General features: G+C 60.2%; 14 protein-coding genes. 7 read left to right on the top strand and 7 right to left on the bottom strand.

Features of this window, described 5'->3' with window-relative positions; all coding sequences use genetic code 11:
- Positions 1-275: 275 nt before the first annotated feature.
- Positions 276-1493, bottom strand: coding sequence for an alanine transaminase (gene alaC, locus FBY04_RS30970; protein ID WP_145319351.1), 1218 nt, complete (start codon positions 1491-1493; stop codon positions 276-278).
- Between the two features lie 139 nt (positions 1494-1632).
- On the opposite strand from alaC, the gene FBY04_RS30965 reads away from it, so the two are divergent.
- From FBY04_RS30965 to FBY04_RS30955, 3 genes are all read left to right on the top strand, one after another.
- On the top strand, positions 1633-2295 hold the full coding sequence (locus FBY04_RS30965; protein WP_084322733.1) for a LysE family translocator: 663 nt from the start codon (positions 1633-1635) through the stop codon (positions 2293-2295).
- 68 nt (positions 2296-2363) lie between these two features.
- On the top strand, positions 2364-2849 hold the full coding sequence (locus FBY04_RS30960; protein ID WP_145319348.1) for a GyrI-like domain-containing protein: 486 nt from the start codon (positions 2364-2366) through the stop codon (positions 2847-2849).
- A gap of 97 nt (positions 2850-2946) precedes the next feature.
- The gene (locus FBY04_RS30955) at positions 2947-3435 is read left to right on the top strand and encodes a GNAT family N-acetyltransferase (protein ID WP_145319345.1); all 489 of its coding nucleotides are present in this window, start codon (positions 2947-2949) and stop codon (positions 3433-3435) included.
- 144 nt (positions 3436-3579) lie between these two features.
- Here the strand turns inward: FBY04_RS30955 and FBY04_RS30950 are convergent, their stop codons facing one another.
- Together FBY04_RS30950 and FBY04_RS30945 are read right to left on the bottom strand one after the other, a co-directional pair.
- Positions 3580-4185 (bottom strand): pyridoxamine 5'-phosphate oxidase family protein, encoded by a 606-nt coding sequence (locus tag FBY04_RS30950; RefSeq protein WP_084322736.1) that lies wholly within the window; start codon positions 4183-4185, stop codon positions 3580-3582.
- 7 nt (positions 4186-4192) lie between these two features.
- Positions 4193-4678, bottom strand: a complete 486-nt coding sequence (locus tag FBY04_RS30945) for an N-acetyltransferase (RefSeq protein WP_145319342.1) — start codon at positions 4676-4678, stop codon at positions 4193-4195.
- Positions 4679-4820: 142 nt separating this feature from the next.
- Between FBY04_RS30945 and FBY04_RS30940 the strand changes: the two genes are divergently transcribed.
- The 3 genes from FBY04_RS30940 (at position 4821) to FBY04_RS30930 (ending at position 7035) form a co-directional block, all read left to right on the top strand.
- The gene (locus FBY04_RS30940; protein ID WP_145319339.1) at positions 4821-5246 is read left to right on the top strand and encodes a nuclear transport factor 2 family protein; all 426 of its coding nucleotides are present in this window, start codon (positions 4821-4823) and stop codon (positions 5244-5246) included.
- Positions 5247-5312: 66 nt separating this feature from the next.
- Entirely contained in the window at positions 5313-5657 is a 345-nt protein-coding gene (locus FBY04_RS30935; RefSeq protein WP_084322739.1) for a YciI family protein, read from the top strand.
- Between the two features lie 142 nt (positions 5658-5799).
- On the top strand, positions 5800-7035 hold the full coding sequence (locus FBY04_RS30930) for an RNA polymerase sigma factor (RefSeq protein WP_084322740.1): 1236 nt from the start codon (positions 5800-5802) through the stop codon (positions 7033-7035).
- Positions 7036-7146: 111 nt separating this feature from the next.
- Here the strand turns inward: FBY04_RS30930 and FBY04_RS30925 are convergent, their stop codons facing one another.
- Positions 7147-8001 (bottom strand): LysR family transcriptional regulator, encoded by an 855-nt coding sequence (locus tag FBY04_RS30925; protein ID WP_084322741.1) that lies wholly within the window; start codon positions 7999-8001, stop codon positions 7147-7149.
- 89 nt (positions 8002-8090) lie between these two features.
- Between FBY04_RS30925 and FBY04_RS30920 the strand changes: the two genes are divergently transcribed.
- Positions 8091-8528, top strand: coding sequence for a multidrug/biocide efflux PACE transporter (locus FBY04_RS30920; protein ID WP_145319336.1), 438 nt, complete (start codon positions 8091-8093; stop codon positions 8526-8528).
- A gap of 118 nt (positions 8529-8646) precedes the next feature.
- Here the strand turns inward: FBY04_RS30920 and FBY04_RS30915 are convergent, their stop codons facing one another.
- The 3 genes from FBY04_RS30915 to FBY04_RS30905 form a co-directional block, all read right to left on the bottom strand.
- A complete protein-coding gene (locus FBY04_RS30915; protein ID WP_056725897.1) occupies positions 8647-9369 on the bottom strand; it encodes a TylF/MycF/NovP-related O-methyltransferase in 723 nt (240 codons plus the stop codon).
- Positions 9366-10232, bottom strand: a complete 867-nt coding sequence (locus tag FBY04_RS30910; protein WP_145319333.1) for a hypothetical protein — start codon at positions 10230-10232, stop codon at positions 9366-9368. Before FBY04_RS30910 ends, FBY04_RS30915 begins: the two co-directional genes overlap by 4 nt.
- Before the next feature lie 245 nt (positions 10233-10477).
- A complete protein-coding gene (locus FBY04_RS30905; RefSeq protein WP_145319330.1) occupies positions 10478-12094 on the bottom strand; it encodes an inorganic phosphate transporter in 1617 nt (538 codons plus the stop codon).
- Between the last annotated feature and the right edge of the window lie 122 nt (positions 12095-12216).

Raw genomic sequence — 12216 nt, 5'->3', positions numbered from 1 at the left:
ATCGACTCGGTTAGGCGTTAAACCGAGTCGCCTGCATCGCCAGCAAGCCGGCTCCTACAGGTGTCAGGCGTTGGTTTTTGCGATCAGCCCATCCGCCCGGAACATCCGGCGAATCCCGCGCACGGCCTGACGAATCTGTCCGTTGTAGGCCTGGGCTTCATTCTGCTGCTTTACCGCAACGCGTTTGTAGGAGCCGGCTTGCTGGCGATGGAAGCGACTCGGTCAGGCGTTAAACCGAGTCGTCTGCATCGCCAGCAAGCCGGCTCCTACAGGTGTCAGGGGTTGGTTTTTGCGATCAGCCCATCCGTGCGGAACATCCCGCGAATCCCGCGCACGGCCTGACGAATCCGGTCCTGGTTTTCGATCAACGCGAAGCGCACATGATCATCCCCATACTCACCAAACCCCACGCCCGGCGAGACGCACACCTTGGCTTCGGCCAGCAGTTTCTTGGCGAACTCCAGCGAGCCCAGGTGCGCATACGCCTCGGGGATCTTCGCCCAGACGTACATCGACGCTTTCGGGTTTTCCACCATCCAGCCCAGTTCATGCAGGCCTTTGACCAGCACGTTGCGACGCTGCCGGTACTGCTCGGCGATGTCCTTGACGCACTGCTGATCGCCTTCCAGCGCCGCAATGGCGGCAACCTGCAGCGGGGTGAAGGTGCCGTAGTCGTGGTAACTCTTGATCCGCGCCAGGGCGTTGACCAGTTCCGGGTTGCCGACCATGAAACCGATCCGCCAACCCGCCATGTTGTAGCTTTTGGACAGGGTGAAAAACTCCACCGCGATGTCCTTGGCGCCCGGCACTTGCATGATCGACGGGGCTTTCCAGCCGTCGTAGACGATGTCGGCGTAGGCCAGGTCATGCACCACCAGCACGTCGTACTGTTTGGCGAGGGCAATCACCCGCTCGAAGAAGTCCAGTTCCACACACTGCGCGGTCGGGTTGGACGGGAAGCCGAGGATCATCATTTTCGGTTTCGGGATGGACCCGCGAATCGCCCGTTCCAGTTCGGCGAAGAAGTCCACGCCCGGAATCAGCGGCACCGAACGCACCTGGGCGCCGGCAATCACCGCGCCGTAAATGTGAATCGGGTAGCTCGGGTTCGGCACCAGCACGGTGTCGCCCTGGTCCAGGGTGGCCAGCATCAAGTGCGCCAGGCCTTCCTTGGAACCGATGGTCACGATGGCTTCGCTTTCCGGGTCGATATCGACCTCGTAGCGTTCCTTGTACCAGTTGGAAATCGCCCGACGCAGGCGCGGAATCCCTTTGGACGTGGAGTAGCCGTGGGTGTCTTCGCGCTGGGCGACGGTGACGAGTTTTTCGACAATGTGCGGCGGCGTCGGGCCGTCGGGGTTGCCCATGCTGAAGTCGATGATGTCTTCGCCACGACGACGGGCGGCCATCTTCAGCTCGGCAGTGATGTTGAAAACGTAAGGGGGGAGTCGATCTATGCGCGCAAAGCGGCGCGGCGAACCTGGGTTAGCCATTGTTGCCTCGGATAACGTGAGCGCCCGGAACCGTCCGAGCGACGCTGGTCACTGCGGTGACCTGTTGCGGAAGATAAGGGGTGGCATGGCACACTGTCCAGCGAGTGTGTAAACAAATTTTTCCGAAGGAAATCGGTCGATGGAATTTAGCAGCGGCTTCTTGCTGAGCCTTTCTTTGTGCCTGGACATTGGCGTGGCCAATATTGCGATGATCACCCTTGCGATGCAACGCGGCTATTTTCAAGGCTTTGCGCTGGGGTTGGGCACCTGCGTCGGCGACCTGATTTACGCGGTGCTGGCACTGGCCGGCATGACCGTCCTGCTGCAATACGAAACCGTGCGCTGGGTGCTGTGGATCGGCGGTTCGGCGTTGCTGGTGTACTTCGCGGCGAAGATGATCTATTCGGCCATTCACCATGAGGCACTGCTGGCAGAAACCGCGGAGGTCGGACACAACTCCCACCGCAAAGAATTTTTACGCGGCATTTTCCTCGCGATGTCGTCACCCAGCGCGATTCTCTGGTTTGCCGCGGTAGGCGGCACACTGATTGCGCGTTCCGGCGGCGGTGGTGCCCTCAGTTCGGCGCTGTTTCTTGGCGGTTTTCTCTGCGCCGGCATCCTCTGGTGCGTAGGTTTGTGCTTCGCAGCGAGCCATGGCGGCAAGTTGCTCGGTGACAAACTGCTGCGTTACTCCTACATGGCATCGGCGGCGATCTTCTGCTATTTCGCGGTGTACGTGATTCTATCGGGTTATAACGAGTTCGTTGGCACGGGCGCCGTCGAGGCGTTGCATGCACTGTAATTGGGCGAATGGGGTTTGGCTTCTATACTCCCAGCCGAACCCACTTTTTTGATCCCAGGAGTCGAGTCATGGATGAGCAACCAGAAGTAAAACCGGACGAACCACGTTTTGAACACGGGCACTTTCTGCTCATTGCGGGGCTTGGTGGTCGATTTACTCAGGACACATCCAAACAGATCCCCGATCTTTGGGAGAAATTCATTCCCGAAATCGGCAGGATTCCCGGTCAGAAAAGCGAAGTGACCTACGGCATCTGCTGCAATCCGGATGGCATGGGCGGCTTCGAATACATCGCAGGCGTTGAAATCAGCAAGCTGGACGACTTGCCCGAAAAGTACCGATGGGTCGAAGTTCAACCCCAGCATTACGCAGTGTTCGAGCACAAAGGCGCGCTGGACCAATTGCCCGCGACGTTTCAGTACATTTGGAAAACCTGGCTGCCACAGTCCGGTAAAGAAGCGGCGGACGCCCCGGAATTCGAACGCTACAGCGAAGACTTCAACCCGAAGCTCAACACCGGCAAGCTGGAAATCTGGTTGCCGATCAAGGCGTAATGTCTGGGTCGAGAGGCGGATCAGCGATTCGCCTCTCGATGTCGTGCCGACGCTGATTTATGATCCCCAGCCTTTCCCCCGCTGATTCCGAGCCGCCATGAACACCGTCATCCGCCACGTCATCCCCGCTGACCTGGACCGCTGCTACGCCATCGAAACCGTTGCCTACGAAGGCGACGAAGCTGCCACCCGCGAGAAAATCGCCACCCGCATCGCCACCTGGCCTGAAGGTTTTATCGTCGCCGAAGTGGACGGCGTCGTAGCCGGTTTCATCAATTCCGGTGCGGCGTTTGAGGTGGAGATGTCGGACGAGGCGTTCAAGGAACTGATCGGCCACGACCCGGCCGGCCCGCACGTGGTGATCATGTCGGTGGTGGTGCATCCGGATTATCAGGGGCACGGCCTGGCGAAACGTTTGATGGGCGAGTTCATCGAGCGGATGCGTGCACTGGGCAAGACCAGCATCAACCTGATGTGCAAAGAGCGGCATATTCCGCTGTATGCCGGGTTCGGGTTTGCCTACGTCAAGCCTTCCGCGTCGGATCATGGCGGGATGGCGTGGCATGAGATGGTGCTGACGTTGTAACCAGATTCCATCGAACACCGAAGATCGAGTGTGGGAGCGGGCTTGCTCGCGAAGGCGGTGTCTCAGTCAATAATGATGTCGACTGACACACCGCCTTCGCGAGCAAGCCCGCTCCCACATTGGATTGTCATCGTGTGAGCGATATCAGTAGAGGCTATCCCGCACCCGGGCCGGCGCTTCCCGGTCATAAGTTTCCGCATCGAATTGCCCATCATTCAACCGCTTGTGAAACGCCCCTGCCGTCGGCAGCGCCGAGCGATCCAGGTGCTTCTCGGGGTTCCACAAATCCGACCGTACGATCGCTTTCGAGCAGTGAAAAAACGCCGCCTCCACGGTCACCAGCATCACCGTACGCGCCGGTTTGCCGTTGACCGCGAAGCTTTCCAGTAGCCCCGGTTCATTGCTGATCTGCGCCGAGCCGTTGACCCGCAACGTCTCGCCTATCCCCGGGATGATGAACAACAGCGACACCCGTGAATCGAGCACCACATTGCGCAGGGTGTCGATGCGGTTGTTGCCCGGGCGGTCCGGTATCGCCAGGGTGCGCTCATCGATGATTCGCACGAAACCCGGCGTGTCACCGCGCGGCGAGCCGTCCAGGCCGTCGGGGCCGACCGAGCTGATGATCACCAGTGGCGAGGCGCGGACCATCGCTTGATAGTCCTCGTTCAGAAAGGGGATTTGCTTGCGCACGGCGCGGTCGTGGGGCTGGCCGTAGATCGCTTCCAGTGCTTCGATGCTGTCGAGCATAACCACCTCAGAAAATCAGTCCCATGCGCCGTTCGTAACCGATCCGGCCCTTATACGCTTCGCCGCTGTCGACCCAGCCGAATCTGGCATACAGCGCAATGGCGGCCTCGTTGTCCGCGTCCACCGACAACTCCAGCGCCCTGATTTCGGGAAACGCCTGACGCGCCACCTCGGGCAGGGCTTGCAGGCAGGCCTTGCCATGCCCTTTGCCTTGATGACGCTGATCGACTTGCAGCGCGTGCAACGTCGCGCTGTGTTCATCGGCCCAGGCAGGCAGCACCGGCGGGCGTTTGAGCAGCAGGAAGGCAACGGGGATGTCATCGGCCAACAGGGCAAATCCTTTGACGCCGGGGCCGGGTCTGGACAGCAAGGTGTGCAACGCACCGTGGATGTCGCCGGAGAATTTGATTTGTTCTTTGTGAACTTCGATGGCCTCGACCTGTTGGCGCTGGAGCGCGTTCAGGCTTTCGTAAGGCACGAGTCGGGTTATCACGGGAGGGTCCTTTTTCCATCGCAAATGAGCCTTGGATTCTAGCGAGTTTGCGCCCATGGATTATTTTTATTTCGACTGTCGATTCGGCATTTCGCCGAACGACTAAGGGTGTCTTCAAAACAAAAAAACACGGAGAACCACCATGAACGCTACTCACGAAATCGAGACACTGATCGACACCTATCGCCAGGCGGTCATCGCCAAGGATGTCGAGAAAATCATGGCCCTGTATGGCGATGACATCGTCTCCTACGACGCGGTCAAGGCCCTGCAATTCCGCGGCAAGGCCGCCTACCGCGCGCATTGGCTGGAATGCATGGAAATGTGCCAGGGTGCGCACACGTTCGACTTCGACCACATGAACGTCGTGGCGGACGAGCACATCGCCTTTGCCCACTGGCTGGCCCACTGCGGCGGCACCAACGACAAGGGCGAAACCCAGGCCTGCTGGATGCGTGTGACCGCCTGCTATCGTCGCGAGGCCGGGCAATGGCGCATCGTCCACGAACACTGGTCGGCCCCGTTCGACATGACGAGTGGCACCACGCTGTTCGACCTGCAGCCCTGATCGTCGGGAAGCAGCGCCAAAACCCCAGACTGCAGCCATAGTTGATCAGTTCGATCGGAGAGCCCCATGAAGTACTTATGCCTGGTTTACAGCAACGAACAGGCGTTGCACTCACTGCCCGAAAGTCCCAACGACGCCGAGTGCATGGCCTACGCCGAATCGATCCAGGGCAGCGGCCGCATGATCGCCGCCGAGGCGCTGGAGTCGGTGCAGACCGCCACCACCGTGCGCATGCGCAACGGCAAAATGTCGATCACCGACGGCCCGTTCGCCGAAACCAAGGAGCAGCTGGCGGGCTTCTACCTGATCGACGCCAAAGACCTCAATGAAGCGCTCCAGGTTGCCGGCAACATTCCGGCGGCTCGGGTCGGCTGTGTCGAGGTGCGACCTGTCCGTGAATTGAACCCCTGATGACAATCACAACCCGGGAGATCACCATGAGTTCGCAGCCTTGCAAGAAACTGCCCGCCGAGTTCGAGTCGCCCCTCCATGATGGCCGGCGGCAAAGCCTGGATCGGCGGGTGACGCTGGTGACCGAAGGCACGCAGGACTGATGCCCGGGGTGTCGGTCAAGGCTCGGGTCGAGCAGGTTTACCGCGAGGAGTCGCGGCGGATCCTGGCGACCCTGATCCGTTTGCTCGGCGATTTCGACCTCGCCGAAGAGGCCTTGCACGAGGCGTTCTTTATCGCGGTCGAGCGCTGGCAGCGTGATGGTGTGCCGGACAACCCGCGGGCGTGGCTGGTCTCCACCGGGCGCTTCAAGGCGATCGATGTGTTGCGTCGCCGTGCGCGGTTTGCCGCGTCCCGGCCGATGTTGATCGCTCAACTGGAGGCGCTGGAGCAGGCCGACTGGAGTGACGAAGACGTGGAAGACGATCGCTTGCGCCTGATCTTCACCTGTTGTCACCCAGCCCTGGCGGCGGATGCTCAAGTGCCGCTGACCTTGCGCGAAGTCTGCGACCTGACCACCGAAGAAATCGCCCGGGCCTTTCTATCCGCACCGGCCACCATTGCCCAGCGCATCGTGCGGGCCAAAGCGAAAATCCGCGACGCGAAAATTCCCTATCAAGTGCCGACCCTGGCGGAATTGCCCGAGCGGCTCGACAGCGTGCTGCGGGTGATTTACCTGGTGTTCAACGAAGGTTACTCGGCGTCCGTCGGCACCGAACTCACCCGGGAAGACCTGACCCGCGAGGCGATCCGGCTCGGGCGTTTGCTGATGGAACTGCTGCCCGAACCCGAGGTGATGGGCCTGCTGGCGCTGATGCTGTTGCATGAATCACGGCGTCCGGCGCGGACGTCTTCGAGTGGTGAACTGATCCTGCTGGATGAGCAGGACCGTTCGCTGTGGGATGCCGGGTTGATTGCCGAAGGTTGTGCGTTGATCGAGCGGGCGCTGGGTACGCGGCGATTCGGTCCTTACTGTTTGCAAGCGGCCATCGCCGCGGTGCATGCCGAAGCGCCGACGGCGGGGGAGACCGACTGGCTGCAGATTGTGGGGCTGTATGACGTGCTGTTGGCGGCTGTGCCTTCGCCGGTGATCGAGTTGAACCGTGCGGCGGCGATCTCCAAGCGCGATGGGCCGTTGGCGGGGTTGACGTTGGTGGAAGGGATTCTGAATCGCGGCGAATTGCTCGATTACCACCTGGCGCATTCGGCTCGGGCGGAGTTCTGTCGGCAGTTGGGCAGGGTAGAGGAGGCGCGGACGGCGTATGAAAGGGCGTTGGAATTGACGCAGCAGGTGCCGGAGCGGCGGTTTATCGAGGCTCGGATCAAGGCGTTAAAGTGATGCGATCTGACGGGCCTTTTCGCGAGCAAGCCCGCTCCCACATTAGACCGAGTCCTTCCTAAATGAACCGGATCGAATGTGGGAGCGGGCTTGCTCGCGAACGCCTCACCACTATTCCAACATCTTGCTGAGCAACCAACTCCCCGCCGGCCCCGGCGGATGCAGCCGCGACCACAGTGCATCGACGAACAGCGGTTTCGGCCACCCGCGCACGTTCAACTCCTGCAATGTCCCGGCGCCGAACCGCCCCACCAGCCATCGCGGTAACGGTGCCCAACCGAACCCGCCCTGAGCCATTTCCAACAACATCAAATAACTCGGTGCCGACCAGACGCGCCCCTTGGCGCGGCTTTCATATGGATTTACGATGGTCGCCAGACGCAACTCCCGATGCTGTTGCAAGGTGTCCTGATCGATGCTCGCCAGTGCTGCCAACGGATGCTCGCGGGACACGAACAAGGCAATTTCCGTACGCTCCTGCACCGTCGAACTGACCAGGTCCGGCGGGTAACTGTCTTGTTGCTCGGCGAACGCCACATGCGCCCGACCGCTTTGCACCAGCGCCACCAGGTCATCGCATTCAGCGATCAGGCATTCGAGTTCCAGGTCCGGATAGCGCTGCTCGAACGCACTGAGCGCCGCTTCGAAACGGTCGGATTGATAGGTGTCGGAAATCGCCACGGTCAGCTTCGGTTCAACCCCTTGAGCCAACTGGCTGGCGGTCATTTCCAGACGGCTGGTCGCCGCCAGGATCTCCTCGGCCCGTTGCAGCATCACATGCCCGGCCGGTGTCAGGGTCGGCTTGCGGCTACTGCGGTCGAACAGGATCAGATCCAGATCAATCTCCAGGCTCGCCACCGCGGCGCTGATGGTCGACTGACTGCGCCCGAGTTTGCGCGCCGCTGCGGAAAACGAGCCTTGGGTCGCCGCTTGCACAAACGCCTGCAACACTTCCTGGGATGCCATGAACTATCGCCTTGATCGATGGTTATTGGTTATGAAGTATCGGTGTGAGAGTGGATCATCGCAACCACAGTCACTCAGGAGCTCTGCTCATGAACATGCAAAAATCCATCACCGAACGTATTTTCCAGGCCATCGGCTTTGAGCTGTTGGCCATTTTGATCTGCACCCCGTTGCTGGCATGGATCATGGACAAACCGATGCTCGACATGGGCGTCGTCACCGTCGTGATCGCAGCGTTGGCGCTGGCATGGAACGTGGTGTTCAACGGGATTTTCGATCGTGTGCTGCAGCGTTTCGACATCGCGCACAACGCTTGGACGCGAGTCGTTCATGCGCTGCTCTTTGAAGGCGGTCTGGTCGCCGTCGGCGTGCCGCTGATTGCCTGGTGGCTGAAGGTCAGCCTGTGGCAGGCGTTCCTGCTGGATATCGGCGTGTTGCTGTTTTTCCTGCCGTATACCTACGTTTACCACTGGGCGTATGACGTGGTGCGGGAGCGGGTCCTTCTGCGCCAGGCGTGTGAAGGATAAATGCAAACATGACGCGTTCCATGTAGGAGCCGGCTTGCTGGCGATCCAGACAACGCGGTGAAACAGACACACCGCGTTGTCTGGATCGCCAGCAAGCCGGCTCCTACAGGGCTAGGCGTTAGACGTGGAAGTAACCTACGCAGCTATCAAACGGCAAACGCTTGAGCTCGATCTTGTTCAGGTCCAGCACTTCACGCAGTGCCTTGGTTTCGCCCGGGAAGTTGCGGTAGGCGACTTCGTCCAGCACCACGATGGCGCCTTTGGGCATGTACGGCAGGAAGGTTTCCAGCGCGACTTTGGTCGATTCGTACAGGTCGGTGTCGAGGATCAGCATGGCCACGACCAGGTCCGGACGGGTCTTGACCCACTCCGGCACGGTCTTGACGATGTCGCCCTTGACCAGCTCGCAACGCGGGATGCGGTTGACCGGGCGCAGCAGGTCGTTGGCGTCGATCATGTCCTGGATCAGCGACTGGTCGGTGTCGGCGAACATGGTCTCGTTGACGTCGGCCGGGTCTTCTTTCTTGTCGATGCTCTGGAAGCCTTCGAAGGTATCGAAGCCGACGATCGAACGGTTGATCGCGTACGGTTCGAGAATCATCGACAAGTGCATGTACAGCATCAGCGAGTTGCCCTTGTACACGCCGCACTCGATGATCGCGCCCGGTACTTCAGCCACCTTCTTGAACAACTCCATACGCGACAGCGCAGCGGTCACGCCGATGCGGTTGGCGAAGACGAATGGCGCGTCGGCCACGTACTCGGCGTCGACCCGTTTCAGAACGTTGGTACGGGTTTCGTTGTACTGGGCCTCGGCGGGCGTGATGCGACGCTTGGTCATTGCTGGATTCCTTGAAAATTCGAGAAGTCGTGGGCGTGGAAGTAGTCTTTGAAACCGGCGCCGACATCAGGGCACGCGCTGTCGACGTTGATCGCGCCGCGCTTGTGCTTGAGGTCGTCGAGGTGCATCAGGCGGAAGTCCACGCTGAAGCGGGTCTGTTGCGTGTAGTTGGGAACGGTGCCGTGCAGGTGCGAGCCCGAGAAAATCAGCATCTCGGCGGTGTTGCCGGCGATGCGTATTTCCGATGCGGTATTGATCGCCTCGGTGGGCACCGGGTGCTGGCGCGCCTCTTCCTTGACGTTGTCCTTGGCGCGTTGCCGTTGTACGTCAATCCAGTCCGACAGGCTCCATTGCGCCGAGGTGTTCTTCACCGGGGCATCGAAGTAGGCCGGATTGATCATCATGGTCTGGTCAGGCTGAATCGTATAAACCGGCATCCAGGTATTGATCTGGCAATCGACGCCGCCGTACCAGGTATCGCGATGCGGCTTGTAGGCATAGCTGACGCCCGCGTGCAGGTAGTCGTAGTTGGGCACGACGCGGATACGCGGTACGTCGAAGATGAATTCTTCGGGGGCTGCGCCGATCTCGTCGGTGAAGCTGCGAATCAGTTCTTTGGCACGCAGGCTGTTGGTGAACTGGCCTTTGAGGCGAGTCACCAGTACTACGAATTCTTCCACCGGCATCAGCGTATGCAGCGCCTGGTGGTTGGTCTCGCCGTCGAAGGCAGCGGTGATGCTTTCCTGGGCGAACGCGCACAGCTCCTTGGCGGCGCGCAGTTGTGTGTTCAGGAAGATGTCGCCGCCATAGATGGCTTCTTTGAAGTCAGCTTTATGTTGAAGCTGATTGATGTACAGATTCACGGTTCCTCTCCTGAATACATCGAGTCTCTTAAGAGTCGGCCACACGTTAGCAAACTGAAGTGCAATCCGGTGAGCGGCGGCTCAATAAAAGCGCAATCCCCTGAATTTGCGACGAAAAGCATTCTCCAGGCGAAAAAAATCCCTGTGGGAGCGGGCTTGCTCGCGAAGAACGATAACGCGGTCTGGCCAAGTGACCGCGTTATCGTTCTTCGCGAGCAAGCCCGCTCCCACAGGGTGTGTTGGGGCTAGAAGATTTGGGTGAACAACCAATACAAACTGCCCGACAGCATAATCGCCGCCGGCAGGGTCAGCACCCAGGCCATCAGCAGATTGCGGATGGTCTTCATCTGCAAGCCGCCGCCGTTGGCGACCATGGTCCCGGCCACCCCCGAAGACAGCACATGGGTAGTCGACACGGGCAGCCCGAACATGTCCGCCGCGCCGATGGTGAGCATGGCCACGGTCTCCGCCGAGGCGCCTTGCGCATAGGTCAGGTGACTCTTGCCGATCTTCTCGCCGACCGTCACCACGATGCGTTTCCAGCCGACCATGGTGCCCAGGCCCAGCGCAATCGCCACCGCGATTTTCACCCACAGCGGGATAAACCGCGTCGAGTTGTCGATTTGCTGCTTGAACAGTTGCAGCTTGTCGCGGGTGTCGGCGTCGAAGTTGCCGACCTTGTTCTTGTCCATCAGGCGAATGGTTTCGCTGGTCAGGTACATGTCGTTACGCACGTTACTCACGGCTTCGGCGGGCACTTTGGACAGCGAGCCGTACCCCTTGACCTCGGCGCCGATACGGCCGGTAAGCGCGGCGAGGGCCGGGATCAATTGCGGCGTGGCCTCCTTGCTGCGTACGTAGTCGGACAGCACCGGACGCGGGTCTGCCGGTGCCGGCAGCGGCGTACTTTTCACCAACGCTTGCTGGGTGACTTCGGCGACGGCGGCGAACTGCAAGGCTTGATCGGCCGGCATGGTGCGGTTCAGCGCATAAGCCATTGGCAGCGTGCCGACCAGAATCAGCATGATCAGGCCCATGCCTTTCTGGCCATCGTTGGAACCGTGGGCGAACGACACGCCCGTGCAGGTCACGATCAGCATGCCGCGAATCCACCACGGTGGCGGCGTGTTGCCTTTCGGCGCCTTGTACAGCGCACGATTCTTGACGAAGGCGCGCAAGGCCAGCAGCAACAGCGCGGCAAAACCAAAACCGACCAGCGGCGAGAGCAGCAGCGCGTAACCGATTTTTATGGCCTGCGCCCAGTCCACGCCGCTGGTGCCGTCGCGGCCATTCATCAGGGCATTGGCCACACCGACACCAATGATCGAACCGATCAGTGTGTGTGATGAAGACGCGGGTAAACCCAGCCACCAGGTGCCGAGGTTCCACAGAATCGCGGCGATCAGCAGGGCGAAAATCATCGCGAACCCGGCGGACGAACCGACTTGCAGAATCAGCTCCACCGGCAGCAGGGCAATGATGCCGAACGCCACTGCGCCGCTGGACAGCAATACCCCGAGGAAATTGAAGAACCCCGACCAGGCCACCGCGACATTCGGTGGCATCGAGTTGGTGTAAATCACCGTGGCCACCGCGTTGGCGGTGTCGTGGAAACCGTTGACGAACTCAAAACCCAGCGCGATCAGCAGCGCCACGCCCAGCAACAGAAATGGCGTCCAGGTGGTGACCACCGTACCGAGTTCGCTCATGTCGTGCATCAGGCTGTACGCGGTGAACAGCAGTCCGCAGGCCAGCACGCCGAAGAAAATTACCAGGGTGAACAGGCCAGGTTTCTTGTCGAACTGCGGTCTGGCGCCGCTGGCGGGAGCCTGAGTCTGGACGGTGTAGGAAGGCGTGGCCATGACGGGCAATCCTGGGGAGGGAAGGAGTGTCGCCCATGATCGTTGCTGGATGTTACAGAGGAGTTGCGTTAAGTCAGGGTTTGGGGTTTTTGTCGTTTCGTTGATCTAAAAGCAGAATCTTT

This window comes from Pseudomonas sp. SJZ080, from assembly GCF_007828295.1.
In the GTDB taxonomy this organism is placed as follows: Bacteria; Pseudomonadota; Gammaproteobacteria; order Pseudomonadales; family Pseudomonadaceae; genus Aquipseudomonas; species Aquipseudomonas migulae_A.
This window is presented reverse-complemented; position numbering and strand designations above follow the sequence as displayed.